The 19,888-nt window shown below is 73.1% G+C and carries 17 protein-coding genes and 1 pseudogene; 3 read left to right on the forward strand and 15 right to left on the reverse strand.

Annotated features, from left to right (window positions below; translation table 11 throughout):
- From ABD54_RS18580 to ABD54_RS18595, 4 genes and pseudogenes are all read right to left on the reverse strand, one after another.
- A pseudogene (locus ABD54_RS18580) lies at positions 1 to 946 on the reverse strand (DNA translocase FtsK); the annotation flags it as partial.
- 254 nt (positions 947 to 1,200) lie between these two features.
- Positions 1,201 to 2,886: a ribonuclease J gene (locus ABD54_RS18585; RefSeq protein WP_047870777.1), complete on the reverse strand. Its 1,686-nt coding sequence runs from the start codon at positions 2,884 to 2,886 to the stop codon at positions 1,201 to 1,203.
- On the reverse strand, positions 2,883 to 3,854 hold the full coding sequence (gene dapA / locus ABD54_RS18590) for a 4-hydroxy-tetrahydrodipicolinate synthase (protein ID WP_047870778.1): 972 nt from the start codon (positions 3,852 to 3,854) through the stop codon (positions 2,883 to 2,885). Before dapA ends, ABD54_RS18585 begins: the two co-directional genes overlap by 4 nt.
- A gap of 363 nt (positions 3,855 to 4,217) precedes the next feature.
- Positions 4,218 to 4,598 (reverse strand): phage holin family protein, encoded by a 381-nt coding sequence (locus tag ABD54_RS18595; RefSeq protein ID WP_082166888.1) that lies wholly within the window; start codon positions 4,596 to 4,598, stop codon positions 4,218 to 4,220.
- Positions 4,599 to 4,693: 95 nt separating this feature from the next.
- Here ABD54_RS18595 and ABD54_RS18600 point away from each other — a divergent pair, with 95 nt between their 5' ends.
- The 3 genes from ABD54_RS18600 to ABD54_RS18610 all read left to right on the forward strand — a co-directional run bounded on the left by ABD54_RS18600 (position 4,694) and on the right by ABD54_RS18610 (position 7,235).
- Complete coding sequence (locus ABD54_RS18600) at positions 4,694 to 5,248, forward strand: GNAT family N-acetyltransferase (protein ID WP_047870780.1); 555 nt, start codon at positions 4,694 to 4,696, stop codon at positions 5,246 to 5,248.
- Between the two features lie 157 nt (positions 5,249 to 5,405).
- Positions 5,406 to 6,278 (forward strand): 1,4-dihydroxy-2-naphthoate polyprenyltransferase, encoded by an 873-nt coding sequence (locus ABD54_RS18605; RefSeq protein ID WP_047870781.1) that lies wholly within the window; start codon positions 5,406 to 5,408, stop codon positions 6,276 to 6,278.
- 273 nt (positions 6,279 to 6,551) lie between these two features.
- Positions 6,552 to 7,235 (forward strand): class I SAM-dependent methyltransferase, encoded by a 684-nt coding sequence (locus ABD54_RS18610; RefSeq protein ID WP_047870782.1) that lies wholly within the window; start codon positions 6,552 to 6,554, stop codon positions 7,233 to 7,235.
- An 84-nt stretch (positions 7,236 to 7,319) separates the two neighbouring features.
- Here ABD54_RS18610 and dapB read toward each other — a convergent pair whose 3' ends face one another.
- The 11 genes from dapB to ABD54_RS18665 form a co-directional block, all read right to left on the reverse strand.
- Entirely contained in the window at positions 7,320 to 8,063 is a 744-nt protein-coding gene (gene dapB / locus ABD54_RS18615; protein ID WP_082166889.1) for a 4-hydroxy-tetrahydrodipicolinate reductase, read from the reverse strand.
- Between the two features lie 112 nt (positions 8,064 to 8,175).
- On the reverse strand, positions 8,176 to 9,150 hold the full coding sequence (egtD, locus tag ABD54_RS18620; RefSeq protein ID WP_047870784.1) for an L-histidine N(alpha)-methyltransferase: 975 nt from the start codon (positions 9,148 to 9,150) through the stop codon (positions 8,176 to 8,178).
- 65 nt (positions 9,151 to 9,215) lie between these two features.
- Positions 9,216 to 9,959 carry an ergothioneine biosynthesis protein EgtC gene (gene egtC / locus ABD54_RS18625; protein ID WP_047870785.1) on the reverse strand — a complete coding sequence of 248 codons (744 nt, stop codon included), beginning with the start codon at positions 9,957 to 9,959 and terminating at the stop codon, positions 9,216 to 9,218.
- The gene (gene egtB, locus ABD54_RS18630; protein WP_047870786.1) at positions 9,959 to 11,299 is read right to left on the reverse strand and encodes an ergothioneine biosynthesis protein EgtB; all 1,341 of its coding nucleotides are present in this window, start codon (positions 11,297 to 11,299) and stop codon (positions 9,959 to 9,961) included. The genes egtC and egtB overlap by 1 nt, the downstream gene beginning before the upstream one ends.
- A complete protein-coding gene (egtA, locus tag ABD54_RS18635; protein ID WP_047870787.1) occupies positions 11,296 to 12,582 on the reverse strand; it encodes an ergothioneine biosynthesis glutamate--cysteine ligase EgtA in 1,287 nt (428 codons plus the stop codon). Before egtA ends, egtB begins: the two co-directional genes overlap by 4 nt.
- 213 nt (positions 12,583 to 12,795) lie before the next feature.
- Positions 12,796 to 13,707 (reverse strand): arylamine N-acetyltransferase, encoded by a 912-nt coding sequence (locus ABD54_RS18640; RefSeq protein WP_047870793.1) that lies wholly within the window; start codon positions 13,705 to 13,707, stop codon positions 12,796 to 12,798.
- Positions 13,708 to 13,853: 146 nt separating this feature from the next.
- Complete coding sequence (locus tag ABD54_RS18645; protein ID WP_047870788.1) at positions 13,854 to 14,933, reverse strand: ABC transporter ATP-binding protein; 1,080 nt, start codon at positions 14,931 to 14,933, stop codon at positions 13,854 to 13,856.
- A gap of 34 nt (positions 14,934 to 14,967) precedes the next feature.
- Positions 14,968 to 15,990 carry an ABC transporter ATP-binding protein gene (locus ABD54_RS18650; protein ID WP_047870789.1) on the reverse strand — a complete coding sequence of 341 codons (1,023 nt, stop codon included), beginning with the start codon at positions 15,988 to 15,990 and terminating at the stop codon, positions 14,968 to 14,970.
- On the reverse strand, positions 15,987 to 17,003 hold the full coding sequence (locus tag ABD54_RS18655) for an ABC transporter permease (RefSeq protein ID WP_047870790.1): 1,017 nt from the start codon (positions 17,001 to 17,003) through the stop codon (positions 15,987 to 15,989). Before ABD54_RS18655 ends, ABD54_RS18650 begins: the two co-directional genes overlap by 4 nt.
- Positions 17,000 to 18,070 (reverse strand): ABC transporter permease, encoded by a 1,071-nt coding sequence (locus ABD54_RS18660; RefSeq protein WP_047870791.1) that lies wholly within the window; start codon positions 18,068 to 18,070, stop codon positions 17,000 to 17,002. Before ABD54_RS18660 ends, ABD54_RS18655 begins: the two co-directional genes overlap by 4 nt.
- Positions 18,067 to 19,888 (reverse strand): ABC transporter substrate-binding protein (locus tag ABD54_RS18665; protein ID WP_047870792.1); only part of this gene is annotated, 1,822 nt, incomplete at its 5' end. The genes ABD54_RS18665 and ABD54_RS18660, both read right to left, overlap by 4 nt.

Consider the following 19,888-nt stretch of genomic DNA (forward strand, 5'->3'; position numbering starts at 1 on the left):
CCTCCGCCTCGGCCGCGGCCGGTTCCGGGGCCTCGGCTCCGGTCCGCGCGGTCTCCTCCTCGTCGGTGAGGGCGGGGGAGATCGGCTCGGCGGGCAGCACGGGGCTGTCGTAGGGGCGCTCGTGGTCGCCCGCGACAGTACCCGTGGCCTTCTCGGCCTTGGGCGCGCGCCTGCGCGGCTTGGCGGGCTTCTTCTTCTCCGCCCCCAGCAGGCCGATGCCCGCGTCGGGGCCGGCGTCGCGCTCCATGAGCGCGCCGAACAGGACCTGGAGGCGTTCGGGGATGCGCCGGATGGGTGTGGCGGTGACCACGAGGATTCCGAAGACCAGCACCAGGGCCAGCAGGACGCCGGTCAGCCACGGGGTGACGACGGCGCTGAGCGGCCCCGAGGCGACGAAGCCGATGAGCCCCCCGGCCTCCTGGAGCGCCTCCAGGCCCTCGGAGGGCTGCGGGATGCCGTGGGCGATGTGGATGAGGCCGAGCAGGCCCAGCATGATCGAACTGAAGCCGATGAGCAGCCGCCCGGCGTCGCCCTCCCTGCTGTCGCCCGGGGTGCGCATCAGCCTGACCGCGATCGGCAGGAACAGCAGCGGCAGGATCGGCGAGAACGTGCCGAAGGCGCCGACCACGACCGTGCGGGTGTACTCCAGGAGCAGCCCGTCGCTGTTCCACCACACGGCTGCGGCGATGAGGACGCCCGCGGCAAGCAGGACCAGCCCGGCGCCGTCGCGGCGCAGGTCGGGGTCGATGCCGCGCGCGCCGCGGCCGACGGCGCGGGCGGAGCCGCCGACAGTGTGCGCGACGAGCTTCCACAGCACCAGCAGGAACTGGCCGAACATGGTGACGGCGAAGGCGATGGGCCCGTCTGGCATGCGCTTCTTCGCCGCGGGCTTGCGCGCGGCGGGCTTCTTGCGCCCGGAACCGCCGGAGGAGGCGCGCGTGGCCATGGGGTCACCTCCAGGGGACGGGGTCGTGCGGACGGTCGGGCAGGACGGCCCGCCACGGCGGGCAGCCTACTGCGGCGTCCACCCCTCGCGCCCGTATCCCGCGCGGCGTGTCGCCCGGGCGCCGCTGTGCTCCCCGCCCCGGACCGGGCCCCGGTCCCGTCACCGCCTCGGGACAGGTTCCCGGTCACGGCTACGCGAACGGCCCGGACGCGCCGCGGGGCGTCGTCGGGCCGTTCGTCGTCGTCGGGTACCGGTCAGACCTCGACCAGGACGGGGATGATCATGGGCCGCCGCCGGTAGGTCTCGTTGACCCAGCGGCCGGCGCTGCGGCGGATGAGCTGGCGCAGCTGGTGGGGGTCGTTGACACCGTCCCGGGCCGCCTTGTCCAGCGCGTCCTGGATCCGGTCGATGACGTCGTCGTAGGCGTCTGCGCCGATGCCCGCGCCCCGCGTGTGGATCTCGGGCTCGCCCAGGATCTTGCCGGAGCCGGAGTCCACGGCCACGACGACGGAGATGAACCCCTCCTCGCCGAGGACCCGGCGGTCCTTGAGCGCGGCGTCGGTGACGTCGCCGACCGAGGAGCCGTCCACGTACACGTACCCGGCCTGCACCGCGCCGACGATCCTGGCCCGGTTCTTGTGCAGGTCGACGACCACGCCGTCCTCGGCGATGACGATCCGGTCGTTCGGGACCCCGGTCAGCTTGGCGAGGTCGGCGTGGGCGCGCATGTGCCGCCACTCGCCGTGCACGGGCATGAAGTTGCGCGGGCGGACCATGTTGAGCACGTACATCAACTCGCCCGCGGGCGCGTGGCCGGAGACGTGCACCAGGGCGTTGCCCTTGTGCACGACCTTGGCCCCCCAGCGGGTCAGACCGTTGATCACCCGGTTGACCGAGTTCTCGTTGCCCGGGATCAGCGACGAGGCGAGCAGGATGGTGTCGCCCTCCTCGATGCGGATCTGGTGGTCCCGGTTGGCCATGCGGCTGAGCGCGGCCATCGGCTCGCCCTGCGAGCCCGTGCACACCAGGAGCACCTCGTCCGGGCGCATCTGGTCGAGCTGCTTGACGTCGACGACGGTGTCGCCGGGGATGCTCAGGTAGCCCAGGTCGCGCGCGATGTTCATGTTGCGGACCATGGAGCGGCCCACGAAGGCGATCTTGCGCCCGTGCTCGACGGCCGCGTCGATGACCTGCTGGACGCGGTGCACGTGCGAGGCGAAGCAGGCCACAACGATGCGCTTCTGGGACTGCCGGAACACCTTGTCGATGGCCTCGGTCAGGTTGCGCTCGTTGACGATGAAGCCGGGCTGCTCGGCGTTGGTGGAGTCCGACAGCAGCAGGTCCACGCCCTCGTCGCCGAACCGGGCGAACCCGGCCAGGTCGGTCAGGCGCCCGTCCAGCGGTAGCTGGTCCATCTTGAAGTCGCCGGTGTGCAGCACCGACCCGCCCGGGGTGCGGATGCCCACGGCCAGCGCGTCCGGGATGGAGTGGTTGACCGCGAAGAACTCAAGGTCGAAGGGGCCGAAGTCGTGCCGCTCGCCCTCCTCCACCAGCACGGTCTCGGGCTTGATGCGGTGCTCGCCGAGCTTGGCGGTGATCAGCGCCAGGGTGAGCTTGGATCCGACGATGGGGATGTCGGGACGCTCACGCAGCAGGAACGGCACGCCGCCGATGTGGTCCTCGTGCCCGTGGGTGAGCACGACGGCCTCGATGTCGTCGAGCCGGTCCCGGATGTACTCGAAGTCCGGCAGGATCAGGTCGACCCCGGGCTGCTCCTCCTCGGGGAAGAGCACGCCGCAGTCCACGATGAGCAGGCGTCCGCCGTACTCGAAGACCGTCATGTTGCGGCCGATCTCGCCGAGGCCGCCCAGCGGGACGATGCGCAGTACGCCCTTGCCCAGGGGCGGCGGCGAGCCCAGTTCGGGGTGCGGGTGGCTCATACGGATCCCTCCGTGAGGCGCTCGACGGCGACGGCGCTGGCCGGGACGGCCTGGTGCGGGGCGAGCCCGATCGGGCCCTTGACGCCCGCGGCGGCCAGGTCCTCGCGCAGGAGTGCCTGGAGCTCGGCGGAGGCGTCGGCGAGCGGGGTGCGGACCGGCCCGGAGGGCAGGCCGAACAGGTTGAGGACGGCCTTGGTCGTGATGACGCCCTGGGTGCGGAACATTCCCGTGTAGACCGGCGTGAGGCGGCGGTGGATGGCCAGGGCCTGGCCGACCTCGCCCTTCTCGAAGGCGTCGATCATGTCGCACAGGTCGGCGCCCACGATGTGGCCGACGACGCTGACGAACCCGGCCGCGCCGACGGACAGCAGCGGCAGGTTGAGGATGTCGGTGCCGCAGTAGAAGGCCAGGTCGGTGCGCTCCATGACCCAGGAGCTGGCGCCGACGTTGTCCTTGGCGTCCTTGTTGGCGACGATGCGCGGGTGCTCGGCCAGGCGGACCAGGGTCTCGGAGGCGATCGGCGTCCCGGTGCGGTGCGGGATGTCGTAGAGCATCACCGGCAGGTCGGTGGAGTCGGCGATCGACGTGAAGTGCCGGATGAGGCCTTCCTGCGGCGGCTTGTTGTAGTAGGGGGTGACGGTCAGCAGACCGTGCGCCCCCGCCTTCTCGGCCGCCTGGGCCAGCCTGATGCTGTGGCGGGTGTCGTTGGTGCCGACCCCGGCCACGATCGTGGCGCGGTCGCCGACCGCCTCCAGGACGGCGCGGAGCAGCCGGTCCTTCTCGTCGTCGCTGGTGGTCGGCGACTCACCGGTGGTGCCGCTGATGACGAGGCCGTCGTTGTGCTGCTCGTCGACGAGGTAGGTGGCCAGTCGGGCCGCGCCCTCGTAGTCGAGTTCCCCGTCCTCCAGCATCGGAGTGACCATCGCGGTCAACATCTTTCCGAACGGCCGGTTCTTTGTATCCATCATCGTGTGTGAAAGGCGTGCGGACCGCCGCCCTCGGGCGGTGGGGTCCGTGGTTGCCCCTCCTCCTCTCGGTGTACTCCGAAACAGTTGTGGTATCCCGTGCGGGTGTGCCTCGGGCACGGGTGGGCGGCGCTGCGTGTGCGCCACCGCGACCGGCGGATGCGCGACGGTCGCGGGAAAGATCTGTGGTGCCCCCGTGGCGGGGGCGAGGGGCCTGGCCCCGTCCGGTCCACCGTCCTCGTGGGTCGAGGTTGAGTGGTCCCCGGCAAGACGAACCTACCCGTCCCGGGCCCGTGCCATCCGGCCGGGCCCGGGTCCGCCAGCGGTTAGGGGCTGACGGAGGCTGACGGAGTCCGTGGCAGGAGGCTAGTCGTCGTTGCCGTCGGGCAGGAACATGCTGAGCAGCCAACTGACGATGGTGATGACGATCGCGCCCCAGAAGGCGGGCCAGAACCCGTCGATGTGGAAGGCCAGGTCGAACAGGCCCGAGATCCAGTTGGTGAGCATGAGCAGCAGCGCGTTCACCAGGAGGCCGATCAGCCCCAGGGTCAGAGCGTAGAACAGGCATCCGACCGTTTTGACGATCGGTTTGATGACCGCGTTGACGACGCCGAAGATGGCGCCGACGGCGAGGTAGACCAGGATCTGGCCGACCGTGTCCTGCGTGGTGACTTCGATGCCGTCGATCAAGAGGACAGCCGCCCAAAGGGCGAGCGCGTTCACGATAACTCTGATAATGAGGCTCACAACGTAGATGTTCCCATGCTGTGGCAAGGTCCGGAAACTCCGGCGTAGGTGATCTTGTCGCCCGGCGTGTCGCCCACCCCAGAAGGAGAGCCCCCGTGTCCAGTGCCCGGTTCGTCCGCCCCGCCCGTACCGCCGACGTGGACGCGGTCGTCGACATCCAGGTGGCGTCGTGGCGGGCGGTGTACGGGTCGCTGCTGCCAGAGGACGTGTCCGGGGCCCTGGGCGGCGACGAGGCCAGGGGGAGGTTCCGCGAGCAGTGGACGGCGGCCCTGGAGTCGCCGCCGACCTCCCGGCACCGGCTCGTGGTGGCCACCGACGAGGTGGAGGGAACGCGCACGGTCGCGGGCTTCGCCGCGTTCGGCCCCGCCGGGGACCCGGACCTGTGGCCCGCCAAGGACGCGGAGGTGTTCGCCCTGCACGTGGACCCCGCGCGGGCGCGTCAGGGGCACGGCAGCCGCCTGGTGAACGCGTGCGTGGACCACCTGGTCGAGGATGGTTTCGCCACCCTGCACGTGTGGGTTCCCGAGGCCGACAACGCGCTGCGGGCGTTCTTCGAGGCCTCGGGCTGGCGCGCTGACGGCGCGCGCCGCGAGATCGACATGGGGCGGCTGCTGCCGATGGTGCGCCTGCACGCGGCCATCTCCCAGTAACGGGGCCGGGGACGCGGACCGGTAGGACCGAGCGGAAGGAGCCCGTCCGCGCCCCGGTGCCGGGGTGCGGACGGGAGCGCCGCCGACAGGGTCTAACGTGGGGTGGTTGTCGCGGTGCGCACGGGCGCGCCGGTGGTGAGCGGGGAGGGGCCGGAGCGTGGCCACGGTCAGTGAATGGGTCTCGGGGCTGCGCCCCCGTACGCTTCCGAATTCGATCGTTCCGGTGGCGGTCGGCACGGCCCTGGCCTTCGCCCTGGACGGGTTCGTCTGGTGGAAGGCGCTGCTGGCCCTGGTGGTGTCCATGGCTCTCCAAGTCGGCGTGAACTTCGCCAACGACTACAGCGACGGTGTCAAGGGCACCGACACCGAGGCGCGGACGGGGCCGACCCGGCTGACCGCGACCGGTCTGGCCGCCCCGCGGCAGGTGCTGGCGGCGGCCCTGGCCAGCTTCGCGTTCGCGGGGGCGGTGGGCCTGGTGCTGGTGGCCGCGTCCTCGTGGTGGCTGCTGCTGGTGGGCGCCCTGGCGATCGCGGCGGCCTGGTACTACACGGGGGGCCGCAGCCCCTACGGGTACCGGGGCCTGGGCGAGGTCTCGGTGTTCGTGTTCTTCGGCGTCGTGGCGGTGGTGGGCACGGTCTTCGTGCAACTGGGCTCCGCCCCCTGGCAGGCGTGGGTGGCGTCGGTGCCGGTGGGCCTGCTGTCCTGCTCGGTGCTGGTGATCAACAACCTGCGCGACATCCCGACGGACCGCGAGACCGGCAAGGTCACGCTGGCCGTGCGGCTGGGCGACGCCGGCACCCGCCGCCTGTACGGGGGCGCGATCGTGCTGTCCTACCTGGTGGCGCTGGCGCTGACCCCGGTGTTCTGGTGGACGCCGCTGGTGCTGGCTTCGGCGCCGCTGGCGGTGCCCCCGCTGCGGCGCGTGCTGGGCGGCCAGGCCGGCCGCGACCTGGTGCTGGGCCTGGGTGAGACCGGGCGGCTCCAGATGGCGTTCGGCGTGCTGTTCTCGGTCGCCCTGCTCCTGGGGTGAGGCGCTGGCCCGCGCGGCCGACGGGCACTGCGGCGAGCTGATCGTCCCACTGTCGAGGACGCCCCGGCCGCCACCGCCCCCGTCCCGGACGTGGAGGCGGGGTGGAGGGGCCGGAGGCTCCCGCGGAGGATCCGGACCCGCCGGTGCCGGGCGGAGGCTGAGACGACACGCCGGGCGCCAGCGGGCGGCGCCCGGGCCCCGGTCAGGCGGGGACGGGTTAGGATGCGCGCACCCCAGACACCCGCGTACGACACGGCAGGGAGAGACGACACCGTGCCCAGCGAGAACACCGCCCCCGACCCCCTCGACCACGTTCCGGATCCGGAGGAGTGGGCACGGCGCTCGGCCCTCCAGGCCGCGGCGTTCGACGCGATCGGCGAACGCTACGACGAGGCGTTCCCCCGTAAGGAGGGCCAGGAGGACCGGGTGCGCCGGCTGCTGGACCTGCTGCCGCCCGGCGCGCACGTGCTCGACCTGGGCTCGGGCACGGGCGTGCCCACCGCCCGGCAGTTGGTGGCGGCGGGGGCGCGGGTGACCGGCTACGAGATCTCCGGGCGGATGGTCGAGATCGCCCGCCGCAACGTGCCGGAGGCGACGTTCGTGCGGGCCGACATCCTCGACCTGGACCCCGCGGAGTCCTCCTACGACGCCATCGTGGCGTTCTTCTCCCTGCTGTGCCTGCCCAGGGCCCGCATCCCCGAGGCGCTGAGCCGCGTGCGCGCCTCGCTGGTCCCGGGCGGCCTGCTGTGCCTGTCCATGGTGGAGGCCGACCTGGACGACGCCCCGATCCCCTTCCTGGGCACGGACGTCCGGGTGACGGGTTACCCGAACGGGGAGCTGCGCCGGGTGGTGGAGGAGGCCGGGCTGGTCGTGGAGGACGAGCGGGTCGTCTCCTACGAGCCCGAGGGAGCCCGACCCGAGGTGCAGGTGTTCCTCACCTGCCGTCGCGGCGCGTGATACGGAGCGGGGGCCGCGCGCGGCGCGCGGCCCCCGTGCGGTGGTACGGAGAGCGCCCCGTCCGCGGCGGTTCGGGGCGGCTGGCTAGTCCAGGTCCAGGAGCGCGTCCAGACCCACGGTGAGGGGGTCGGCTAGGCCGTCCACCCCGCGCACGCCCAGCAGAACGCCCGGCATGAACGAGGCGCGGTTCATCGAGTCGTGCCGGATCTTGAGGGTCTCCCCGTCGGTGCCGAACACGACCTCCTGATGGGCGATGAGCCCGGAGATGCGCAGCGCGTGCACCCGCACGCCCTCCACGTCGGCGCCGCGGGCACCGGGGATCTCGGAGGTGGTGGCGTCGGGCATCGGCGCGGTCCCGGCCCCGCGGCGGGCCTCGGCGACCAGCTCGGCGGTCCGGTAGGCGGTGCCGCTGGGGGCGTCGGCCTTGTTCGGGTGGTGCAGCTCGATGATCTCGGTCGAGTCGAAGTACGGCGCGGCCTTGCGCGCGAAGTGCATCATCAGGACGGCGGCGATACCGAAGTTGGGGGCGATGAGCACCTTGGCCCCGGGCTTCGCCTCCTGCATCCGGCGCACGCGCTCCAGCCTGGCCTCGTCGAACCCGCTGGTGCCGACGACGGCGTGGATCCCGTGGCCGATGAGCCACTCCAGGTTGTCCATCACCGCCTCGGGGTGGGTGAAGTCGACGACGCAGTCGGCCCCCAGCACCGCGTCCCTGCCGCTGGCGGCGCCGACCCCCGCGACGAGTTCCATGTCGTCGGCGCCCCGCACCGCTCGGACGACCTCTGACCCCATGCGCCCGTCGGCGCCGAAAACTCCTACCTTGAACACGGCACGAGCGTACCGGAGCCGGGGAGGCGGGTCGTCGCGGCCCGGCCCGCGACGTGGGCGGACGGGCCCGGCCGGGCCGCCGCCTCGATCTCCCGGGCCGGGCCCCTCGGTGTCAGCGGACGTCGGCCAGGGTGAGCGCGAAGTCCCCCGCGGGGTCGGTCCACCAGTGGGTGGGGGCGAACCCCGCCCCCTCCAGCTCCGCGGCCAGCCCCTCCCGTCGGAACTTGGCGGAGACCTCGGTGCGCATCTCCTCCCCGGGGGCGAACTCGACCTCCAGATCCAGGTCGGCGACCCGCACGCGCTGGGCGACCCGCGAGCGCAGCCGCATCTCGATCCACTCGCGCTCGGCGTTCCAGCGCGCCACGTGGTCGAAGGCGGCCGGGTCGAAGTCGGCGCCGAGCCGGTGGTTGATGACGGCGAGGACGTTGCGGTCGAAGGCCGCGGTGACCCCCCGGGCGTCGTCGTAGGCGGCGACCAGGCGGGCGGGGTCCTTGACCAGGTCCGCGCCCAGCAGCAGCGAGTCCCCGGGGCGCAGGACGCCGCGGACGTCGCGCAGGAAGGCGGCGCGCGGCCCCGGTTCCTGGTTGCCGATGGTGGAGCCCAGGACGGCCAGGAGCTGGCGCCCGCCCTCCCCGCCGACCGGCAGCAGCCCGAGGTGCTCCTCGAAGTCGCCGACGACGGCGTGCACGTCCAGGCCGGGGTAGTCGTCGGCCACGCGGCGGGCGGATGAGTCGAGGAAGTCGCCGCTGACGTCGACGGGCACGAAGCGGGTGAGGCGGCCCCGGCGGCGCATCGCGTCCAGGAGCAGGCGGGTCTTGACCCCCGATCCGGAGCCGAGCTCGATGAGAACCTCGGCGCCGGCCGCGGCGGCGATCTCGTCGGCCCGCAGCTCCAGGATCGCGCGTTCGGCGCGGGTGGGGTAGTACTCGGGCAGGGCGGTGATCTCCTCGAACAGGGAGCTGCCGCGTTCGTCGTAGAACCACTTGGGCGGGAGCCGCTTGGGGCGCGCGGTCAGCCCCTCGGCGACGTCGGTGCGCAGTGCCTTGTCGAGGTCGTCGGCGGTCAGGTTTCGGTCAATCCGGAACATGGTGCCTCCTGTGTCCCCGAAGTTGTACCCGGGGCAGGTGGTGTCGGAAAGATAGGCGAAGCCGGTCAGTCGATCGGGTGGATCTCGGTGCGCTCCCCCGTGGCCGCGACCACCGAGTCCTGGGGGACCTCGCGCCATCCGGGGGCGTCGTCGAAGGGTTCGGAGGCAAGGAAGACCCCGCCGTCCGGCTCACGCAGAACGAACAGGGTGTCCCCGGCCGCGGTGGCGGCGAGGTTCTGGCCGTCGCTGGCCAGCAGGTTGTAGCGGCCCCCGGAGTACTTGCGGGCCTCGCGGACCACGGTGGCCAGGGTTTCGGACAGGTTCTGGGAGTCGCGCCACAGTCGGACGGTGTGTGCGAACAACGGCGCGGAGTCCAGTGGGGCGCGGGCGTCCAGCGCGTCTCGGGGCGGGGGCGTGGCGAACGCCGCGGTGAGCGCCTCGTCGTCCTCCACCGCGCCGTTGTGGCTGAACAGCAACCGGTCGGCGCGGAAGGGCTGGGCGCCCGACTCCTCCGAGCCGAACCCGACCGTGGCGTCGCGCACGGCGGCCACCACGCACCCGGAGGCGATGGCGCGGGCGGCGTCGGCGAAGGAGGCGTCGCCCCAGACGGGCATGGCCCGGCGGTAGCGCAGCGGTTCGGCGGAGCCGTCCCCCGGTGGGTACCAGCCGACGCCGAACCCGTCGGCGTTGACGGTGCCGTACCGCTGCATGCGCGGCGCCCAGGACTGGACGTGCAGTGAGTGGGGCGCCGCGTAGAGCAGGTCGTGCAGTGTGCGAGACGGCCCCAGGTAGGCCAGGTGCCGGCACATCAGACGGGTTCCGCGTCGCGCGCGCAGCGGAAGCCGCTGAAGATCTGCCGCCGGATCGGGTGGTCCCAGTTGCGGAACGTGGCGCGGGCCGCGGTGGGGTGCGTGGCCCAGGAGCCGCCGCGCAGCACCTTGTACCCGTCGTCGAAGAACACCTCCGAGTACTCCTCGTACGGGAAGGAGCGGAACCCCGGGTAGCCGGTGAAGGTGGTGGAGGTCCACTCCCACACGTCGCCGATCAACTGCTGGACCCCAAGCGGTGAGGCACCGCCGGGGTGGCTCCCGGCCGGGGAGGGGCCGAGCCTGCGCTGGCCCAGGTTGGCGTGTCCGGGACCGGGATCGGCGTCGCCCCACGGGTGGCGCCGGGACCGGCCGCTGACCGGGTCCAGGCGCGCGGCCTTCTCCCACTCGGGCTCGCTCGGCAGGCGCTTGCCCGCCCAGGCGGCGTAGGCCCGGGCCTCATGGAAGCACACGTGCTGCACCGGCTCGTCGGGGGGCACCGTCTCCCGGCGGCCGAACCGGCGGCGAGACCACCCGGCCCCCTCCCGGGTCCAGAAGGCCGGGGAGAGCGCCCCCCGCCTCTCCTTCCACTCCCAGCCGTCGCGGGTCCACCAGCGGCGTGTCTGGTAGCCGCCGTCGTCCATGAACTCCTGGTAGGCGGCGTTGGTCACGAGGGCGGTGTCGATCCAGTAGGGGCCCAGGTCGACGGTACGCGCGGGGCGCTCGTTGTCGTAGGCCCAGGGGTCGTCGTCGGTGCCCATGGTGAAGGGCCCCTCGGGCACGAACACCTCGTCCCGGACCGGCGGGCTCAGCGCGGTGACGGACGCGGTCTCCTCCAGCAGGACGGGCTGGCCCCTGCGGAGCTGGTGGGTGGCGAGCATGGTCTCGTCGTGCTGGTGCTCGTGCTGGATGACCATGTGGAAGACGAACCCGGCGCCCAGCAGGGATCGTTCGCCGTCCGGGCCGGTTCCCGCCCGGGCGAGGTCGGCCGACTCCAGCGCGTCGAGCACCTCCCGGCGCACGCGCGCGTTGTAGTCGCGGGCCTCCTCGGGCCGCAGCAGGGGGAGGCTGACCCGTTCGGCGCGCGGGTTCTCGAAGGCGTCGTAGAGGGTGTCGATGTCGGGGCGCAGCGCCTCTCGGCCCCCCGCGGCGCGCAGCAGCCACTGCTCCTCGTAGTTGCCCACGTGCGCCAGGTCCCAGACCAGCGGTGACATCAGGGGCGAGTGCTGGGCGAGCAGCTCCCCCTCGTCGAGGGCGTGGAGGGTCAGCCCGTTGCTGCGATCCCTGGCCCGGTCGAGTTCCGCGGCGATGCGCTCCTTGGCGCGCTCCTGTTCGTGGTTCACCGTGCTCCTTCCACGTGTGCGGGGTCCGCGGCCACGGGCCGTACCCGCTCCGCCCGCGCCGGGCGCGGCACGGGCACGGTCGGCCGGGTGTCGGCGGGGCTGAGTCCGCGCCGCGTGTACTGGTCGGCGTAGTCGTCGACCAGCGCGGCCAGGGAGGCTGCGCCCATGCGGGGCAGCGCCTCGACGGCGGCGTCGAAGCAGGTGCGGGCGCACCGGGCCGCACCGGGGTCGTCCATGCCCAGGCGCGCCGCGCGCAGCCACAGGCGGCGGTCGGGGAAGCGTCCCCCGCACAGCTCCTCGGTGGCCTCCTCCGCCGCGGCGCGGGCGCGGGGGTCGTCGACCAGGGCGGCGGCGAGCGCCACCGGGACCGGCCACCATCGCAGGGGGAGCGCGTCGATCATCCGCAGCTCCCACCAGCCGCGCGGGCGCACGGGCGGGAAGAGTGTGCTGAGGTGGAACTCCAGGTCGGCCCGGGTGGCCGGGCGCGGCCCCTGTCCGTCGAGCCACTGGGCGAAGGTCAGGCCCGGGTCGGGGGTCCAGGGACCGCCGTTCCCGGGGACGGCCAGGACACGGGCGGCCAGCGCGTACTCGGCCCACGCCGTGGCGGGGTCGGCGGAGCTGCCCGCGTCCAGGACGGGCCGGGTGCGGGTGGCGTCGGTGGCCGCCCAGATCGCCCAGCGGGTTGACTTCCATCCGGTGGGGCGGCCCCGCCAGACGGCGGAGTTGGCGAAGGCGGCGACGAGCACCGGGCCGAGCCGGTGGACGAGTTCCCACCGGTCGCGGACGTCGGCGGCGTCCTCCCCCGTGTCCAGGCACACCTGGAGCGAGGCCGTGCTGCACATCATGGTGTAGCCGCTGGGCTGGCGGTGGTGGGCGAAGAAGCGCTCCATGGCCGTGTAGCGGGCTTCACGGAGCTGGCGCCGGGGCGGGCGGACCGGGTCGAGGGCCGTCTCGACCAGGTGGAGTCCGGCCTCGGCGAGGGCCTTGCAGATGTGGTCCAGGTCGGCGGAGAGCGCCGCGTGCGCGCGGGCCGGCCCCGGAAGGGCGGGTGAGCTGAGTTCGAGCTGTCCGCCGGGTTCGAAGGTGATGCCGCTTCCCGAGGGCGGCGGGCCGCAGTTCTCCACCAGGGCGGCGATGCGGTCTACGGGGACGGGTGCGGTCGGGTCCGCGGAGTCGGCGACCAGCCATTCGGTCTCGGCTCCGACCTTGCCGGGAGGGCCGGTCTTGAAACAGACGCCGTTGATGTACTCGTGGACGTCTTCCGTGGTCATGTGGTGGGCCATGGGCTGTCCCCTCGCGAACGGCCGCCCCCGCCGGGCGGCGCCCCGGGGATCCTGCCCATCCGGTCGCCATGCCGAACGTGCGTTTTGTCCACGACTCTCCGCCGATGTCGGGGCACTCCCGATGCGAACGGGAAGGCTGGGCGGCGGGATGCCAGGTGGTACCGGCCGTCGCGGTGGGTGGGCACGCTCCCACCCACCGAATCGTGATGACGGTCACATTCCGGTGAACTCCCGGAGGCGCTTCTCGACGACGGCCCGCTCGTCCTGGTCAAGACCGATACCGAACAACTCCGACAACACCTGTCCGATCTCCTCCACGGGCACCTCGCGTTCGGTACGGGTGCCGTCGGGAGTGGCGGTGACCAGGGTGGTGTCCACCAGCCTGTAATGGGTGCCCGGCCCGACGCGCTGGACCATCAGCCTCCCCAGGAACGGGGAGCGGGGGTGGGTCATCAGGTGGTGGTTGAAGACGGCGTAGTCCTGGCGCACCATCGCGACGGCCGCGAAGGAGTAGGTCGGCTGCCAACCGCGGCCGTCGAAGGAGCGCAGCAGCCATTCGCCATCGCCCACCTCGGACACGCGGTCCAGGCGCAGCCCCCAGCCGCCCTGGACCTCCTGGTGGCCGTCGGCGAAGGGCACCGGCTCCAGCGGACCGCCTCCGCCGAAGCCGACGTCGGCAAGCCACGGCCCCTCCTCCAGGTCCACCCGAAGCAGGGCGTGCGTGGCCGGGCGCGGGGACCCCGAGCCTTCGGAGAGCACACGGGCGGCGAAGCCGGTGACGGAGAAGCCCAGACGGTCCAGTACCGCCGCCAACAACAGGTTCTGCTCGTAGCAGTAGCCGCCCCTGGCCCCCCGGACCATCTTGTCCACCAGAGCGGGGACGTCCAGCGGGACGGGGCGCCCCAGGACGAGCTGGAGGTTCTCGAAGGGGATGGCGGCCAGGTGCGCGCGGTGCACGGCGCGCAGGGTGTCCAGGGTGGGCGGCAGATCGCCGGACAGGCCCACGCGGGCCAGGTAGGCCTCCAGGTCCAGTTCCCGGCCGTGCCAGAAGTCGCGGTCGGTGGTGAGGAGGGAGGGCCGCGGCGCGGGGGCCAGCGCGTCAGGAGTGAGGGTTTCGTGCGTCATGTCGATCACGAACCGGCCCCCCAGAAGCCCTATTCCGGTCGAATCGTTCTTGTCCTCCGCCCGAAAAAGATCACGGAAAGCGGGAATAGAAAGGGACGACGCGGAGACGTCCGCGGTCAGCGCGCCGGAGTAGGCTCCGCGCCGCCTCAGCCGGAGGCCGGTTCCCCCTCCCGCACGTGTCCAACGGCGTCGGCCGCCGCCCAGTGGCAGGCCACCCGCCGCTCGGCGCCGCCCCCCAGGATCGCCGGGTCCACGGTGCGGCAGCGGTCGGCGACCCCCGCGCGCCCGGCCTCACCGGAGGCCAGCACCGGGCAGCGCGGGTGGAAGCGGCAGCCCCGGGGCACACGCTTGGGGTCCGGCGGCTCACCGGAGAGCACCACCGGTTCCCCTTCCGCCTCCGGCAGGACCGACAGCAGGGCTCGGGTGTAGGGGTGGGCGGGAGCGGACAGGACCTCCTCCACGGTGCCCAGCTCCACCACGCGCCCCAGGTACATCACCGCGACGCGGTCGGCGATGTTCCAGGCCAGGCCGAGGTCGTGCGTGGCCACCAGTGCCGACAGCCCCAGGTCGGCGCGCAGGTCCAGGAGCAGCCGCAGGATCTCGCCGCGCACCGACGCGTCCAGGGAGGCCACCGGCTCGTCGGCCACCAGCACCTCGGGGTGCAGGACGAGCGCACCGGCGATCACCACGCGCTGGCGCTGGCCGCCCGACAGCTCGTGCGGGTAGCGGGGGAAGAACCGGTCCGGCGGACGCAGGCCCGCCTTGGACAGCGCCTCGCCGACCCGCTCGGCTTCGTCGGACACGGTGCCCTCGTGGATGCGCAGCCCCTCGGCCACGGATTCGTAGACGGTGCGGCGCGGGTTGAGCGACCCGGTCGGGTCCTGCTGCACCAACTGCACCCGGCGGCGGTAGCGGCGCATGTCGCGGGAGCCGTAGCGCAGCGGATCGCCCTCGAAGGCCACGTCGCCGCCCGTGGGCCGCTCCAGGCCCAGCAGGACGCGGGCCAGGGTGGTCTTGCCGCAGCCGGACTCCCCCACCAGCGCCACGATCTCGCCCGCGCAGACGTCGAGGTTGACGCCGTCCACGGCGCGGGCGGTGCCGCGGCCGCCGCCGGGGGCGAACCCGGCCGCGAAGGCGACCTCCACACCCCGGGCGCTCAGGACCGGGCCCGCCTCCTCCCCGCGGGTCGGCGGCGTCTCGTGGGGGTCGGTCTCGGTGGTGCTCACGGGCGCGTCTCCTCGGTGGATGCGGCGGTCGCGGTCACGGACGGCCCCCGTCGTCCCCGGTGGCGGTCAGCGGCCGGGCGGGGCCCACGTGCACGCACGCCGCCTGCCTGGCGGACTCGCCCCCGGTGTCGGGGTCCACCGGCCACAGGGGCGGGTCGACCGTGGCGCACACGGTCTCGGCCACCGCGCAGCGCGGCCGGAACACGCAGCCCGGGGGCGGGTCCGCCGGGTCCGGCGGGTCGCCGGGCAGGCCCCGGGGCGACAGGCGCGAGGCCGGGTCGCCGATGCGGGGGAAGGCGGCGCTGAGCGCGCTGGCGTAGGGGTGCGCGGGTTCGTGCACGACCTCCCGGGCCGGTCCCTGTTCCACGACCCGGCCCGCGTACATGACCGCGACCCGGTCGCAGGTCGAGGCCAGGACCGACAGGTCGTGGCTGATCATCAGCATGCCGATGCCGTGCTCGGCGACGAGCCGCCGCAGCAGGGCCAGGATCTGGGCCTGGATCATCACGTCCAGGGCGGTGGTGGCCTCGTCGGCGACGACCAGACGCGGCTCGCAGGCCAGCGCCATGGCGATCATGGCCCGCTGGCGCTGCCCGCCGGACAACTGGTGGGGGTAGTCGCGGGCGCGGGAGGCGGGCAGGCCGACCTGTTCGAGCAGCGCGCCGACGCGGGCGGGCGCCTCCGCCGCGGGGACCGTGCCGTGCACGCTCATCGGCTCGGCGATCTGCTGTCCGATCCGCCGGACCGGGTTGAGCGAGTGCATGGCGCCCTGGAAGACGATGGAGGCGCCCGCCCAGCGGACCGCGCGCAGGCGGCCCCAGCGCATGTCCAGGACGTTCTCGCCCTCCAGCAGGACCTCGCCGGAGATGCGCGCGGTCTCGGGCAGCAGGCGCAGCAGGGCCAGGGCCACGGTGGACTTGCCGCTGCCCGACTCCCCCGCCAGGCCCAGGGTGTCGCCGGGGTCCAGGGACAGGTCCACGCCGCGCACGGCGGGGACGTCGCCGCCCCCCGTGCTGTAGGTGACGCGCAGGTCGCGGACGTCGAGGAGGGAGGTCAACGCTGCTCCCGGAGTCGCGGGTTGATGACGGATTCGAGGGCCCGGCCGCACAGTGTGAAGGACAGCGCGACCACGGCGATCGCCAGGCCGGGCGGCACCATGTACCACCAGATCCCGGAGCTGATAGCGCCCGCGTTGCGGGCCGCGTCCAGGATGCCTCCCCAGGAGATCGTCGTGGGGTCTCCCACGCCCAGGAAGGCCAGCGTGGACTCGGCGATGATGGAGGTGGCCACGAGCAGGGTGGTCTGGGCGAGCACGACCGGCATGACGTTGGGCAGGACGTGCCAGAGCATGACGTGGCCGTGGCCGCCGCCCAGGGCGCGGGCCCGCTCAACGTAGGGGCGCGCCTCGACCGCGAGGGTCTGGGCGCGCACCAGTCGCGCCGTGGCGGGCCAGACGGTCAGGCCGATGGCGATGATGATGGTCCCGGTGCCGCGCGGCAGCACGGCGGCCAGCGCCACGGCCAGGACCAGTGTGGGCAGGACCAGGAACCAGTCGGTGACGCGCATGAGCGCGGAGGACACGAACCGCCCGGCCGGTCCGCCGGAGGCCCCGAAGTGCCCGGCGGTGACCCCGACCAGGGTGCCCAGGACAACGGAGACGGCCGTGGCCAGGAAGCCCACCGTGAGCGAGACCCGCGAGCCCCAGACGACCAGGTCCAGGATGGAGCGGCCGAAGTTGTCGGTGCCGAGCGGGAACCGCGCGCTGGGCTCCTGGTAGGCGGTGCCGGGCGCTCCGGTGACGGTGAGGTCGGCCGGGTCGACGAAGAGCGGCGCGGTCAGGGCCAGTGCGCCGATGGCCAGCAGCGCGGCCAGGCCGACCAGCCCGGCCCGGTTGCGGGCGTACTCGCGGGCGAAGCGGCGCAGGGCCTCCTGACGGCGTCTGCGCGCGAGGACGCGGGGGGAGGGCGGTGCGGTCGGCGGCGGCGCGGTCGCCGTGGCGGTTCCGCCCCCGGCGGAGGTGCCGTTCTCCCCGCCGATCGGGCTGCCGGGCGTCCCGGCGGAGGCGTTCACGGGCGCACCCGGGGGTCGAGCAGCGGGTACACCAGGTCGGCGAGCAGGTTCATGAGGATCACCGAGGCCGCGAACACCACGAACAGGCCCTGGACGAGGCCGAGATCGGGTACGCGCAGGCCGGAGTAGAAGAGCTGTCCGAGGCCGGGCCAGGAGAACACGGTCTCCACGAGGATGACCCCGGACACGACCTGTCCGAGGTTGAGGAACAGGAGCGTCACCGTGGGCAGCAGGGCGTTGGGCACGGCGTGCCTGCGCCGCACCAGGGCGTCGCGCAGGCCCTTGGCGCGCGCGGTGGTGAGGTAGTCGGCGCCCTTCTCGTCCATGAGCGAGGAGCGCATGATCATCAGGTACTGGGCGTAGATGACCGCGACCATGGTGGTGACGGGCAGCACCATGTGCCAGGCGGTGTTCAGCACGGTCTCCAGGCCCCCGCCGGTGCGGGGGTCGACCATGCCGCCGGTCGGGAACATCCCGGGCACGAACCCGCGCCCCGAGGCCAGGAAGACGATGAGCAGCAGGCCGAGCCAGAACGTGGGCACCGACCAGAAGAACAGGGCGACGGCGGTGTTGGCCCGGTCCGAGCGGCTGCCCGGCCTCCAGCCGGCACGGGCGCCCAGGAACAGGCCCAGCAGCGCGGCGACGACCGTGCCGGTCCCGGCGAGCAGGACGGTCGGGCCGATCCGGTCGAGGATGAGCTCGGCGACGGGTTCGTGGTACTGGAAGGACTCGCCGAGGTCGAGGCGGAGCAACCCGAGCGCGTAGTCGAGGAACTGCTGCCACAGCGGCTGGTCGAGCCCGAACTGGCGGCGCAGCTCATCGCGCTGCTCGGCGGTGACCTCGCGGCCCTCGGTCATGGCGCGGACGGGGTCGCCGGGCAGGATCCGGAAGAGGAAGAACCCGGCGACGACCACGGCGGCCAGGGAGGCCACCGCGGTCGTCAGGCGTCCGGCCACGTAGCGCGCGGCGCGCCGGGCGCGGCCCGCCCCGGCGGGTCCGGCCGGGCCGGGGGCGGCGGTCGCGTCCTCCCCGGGCGGGCCTCCCTCGGCGGTGGGAGCAGTGGTCACTCGCGGTCCTCCATGGTGGAACGTCGGCGCAGCAGCAGGAAGCCCCCGACCCCGGCGAGGACGAGCACGACGGCACCGACGCCGATCCAGACCCCGGTGGAGGGGCCTGAGGCGGCGCCCGCGGTCCGCTCGTCGGCGGGTTCGGCCGACCACCAGGCCCAGTAGCCGTCCTGGCCCCAGATGTTGCCGCCCTCGGCGGGCTCGTACTGGATGGAGGCGATGTGGTCGGTGCGGTAGGCCTCCATGATGTTGGGGTAGGCCAGCACGTTCACGACGGCCTCGCGGTAGAGGACCTCCTGGAGCTGGTGGATGGTCTCCGCGCGGGCCCGGCGGTCGTACTCGGCGAGCTGGGCCTCGTAGAGCTCGTCGTACTCCTCGTCGCAGAAGTAGGCGTCGCCCTGCATGGTGCCCGGCTCGGTGGGCAGGGCGCCGCAGGTGTGGATGCTCAGCACGTAGTCCGGGTCGGGGTTGACCGTCCAGCCGGTGAAGATGAGGTCGTACTCGCCCGCGAAGAGGGCGTCGCTGAGCACGCCGGGATCGACGGTGAGGTTCTCGATCTCGATGCCGATGTCGGCCAGGCGCTCGACGATGACCAGTCCGGTGTTGACGTTGTCGGGCCGGTCCTGGTGGACGTGCATGCGCAGTTCGAGGCGGTCGCCCTCGGGTGAGACGCGCACGCCGTCCTCGCCCCGCTCGTACCCGGCCTCGTCGAGCATCGCGTTGGCGGCGTCGGGGTCGAAGTCGAGGACGGCCTCCTCGCCCTCCGGCGCCCAGTGGAAGTCCTCGTAGCGGGGCGGGATGTAGCCGCCCGCGGCCACGGCCTCGCCGCCGTGCGCCTTGTCGACGATCTCCTGGTTGTCGATGGCCGTGACGATGGCCTGGCGCAGGGTGCGGTCGGCGAGGGCGGGGTGCCCGTCGCCGAACTCCTCACCGTCCTGGGTGACCGCGCCGGGGTTGATGGTGAAGGCCTGGAAGCGCTTGCCGTCGGCGATGTTGACCTCGATGTCCTGCGCCGACTCGAGGGCGGCGGCCTGCGCCTGGGTGAGTTCGTAGACGAGGGAGACCTCCCCGCTGCGCAGCGCCTCCACCGCCGCGTCCTTCTCGGAGTAGTAGCGCAGGACGATCCGTTCGAAGGCGGGTGCGCCGCGCCAGTGGTCGGGGTTGGCCTCCAGGGTGATGGAGCGGCCCCGGTCGTGGCCGGTGAGGACGAAGGGGCCGCTGCCGACGGTCGGGAAGTCCTCGTTGCCGTAGTCGGCGAAGGCGTCGCCCTCCCGTTCCAGGACCGGCTCCCACACGTGCCTGGGGACGATCGGGACGTTGAGGGAGGTCATGGTGGCCTGCGGCTCGTCGAGTTCGACGACCACGGTCCGGTCGTCCTCGGCGGTGACCGCGTCGAAGCCGGAGACGTAGTTGCCGTTGGCGACCGCCGCGGCCTCGTTCTCCATGATGGTGGTGAAGGTCCAGGCCACGTCGTCGGCGGTCAGGGGCTCGCCGTCGGAGAACTGGACGCCCTCGCGCAGGTGGAAGGTCCAGGTGAGACCGTCGTCGCTGGACTCCCAGGACTCGGCGAGGGAGGGGGCGGGCTGGTTCGTCTGGGGGTCGACCGTGACGAGGGAGTCGTAGACGTGGCGCAGGACGTTGGTGGTGATCGCGAGCTGCGCGGTGAAGGGGTTGAAGGAGTCCACCTGCTGTGAGGTGGCGATGCTGAGGGTCTGGCCGTCGGAGGCGTCCGCGGCGGCGGGGGCCGCGGTGGTACCGGCCAGGAGGAGGAGCGCGGCGGCCGTGGCGGCGGGGCGGCGCGCGAACGCGCCCGCGGAA

Source organism: Nocardiopsis sp. RV163 (assembly GCF_001029525.1).
GTDB classification, from domain to species: domain Bacteria; phylum Actinomycetota; class Actinomycetes; order Streptosporangiales; family Streptosporangiaceae; genus Nocardiopsis; species Nocardiopsis dassonvillei.

Bases quoted from the DNA above. Each gene is read 5' to 3' on its own strand.
- ABD54_RS18585 (WP_047870777.1), bottom strand. From the start codon at position 2,886: ATGAGCCACCCGCACCCCGAACTGGGCTCGCCGCCGCCCCTGGGCAAG.
- dapA (WP_047870778.1), bottom strand. From the start codon at position 3,854: ATGATGGATACAAAGAACCGGCCGTTCGGAAAGATGTTGACCGCGATG.
- egtD (WP_047870784.1), bottom strand. From the start codon at position 9,150: ATGTTCCGGATTGACCGAAACCTGACCGCCGACGACCTCGACAAGGCA.
- egtC (WP_047870785.1), bottom strand. From the start codon at position 9,959: ATGTGCCGGCACCTGGCCTACCTGGGGCCGTCTCGCACACTGCACGAC.
- egtA (WP_047870787.1), bottom strand. From the start codon at position 12,582: ATGGCCCACCACATGACCACGGAAGACGTCCACGAGTACATCAACGGC.
- ABD54_RS18640 (WP_047870793.1), bottom strand. From the start codon at position 13,707: ATGACGCACGAAACCCTCACTCCTGACGCGCTGGCCCCCGCGCCGCGG.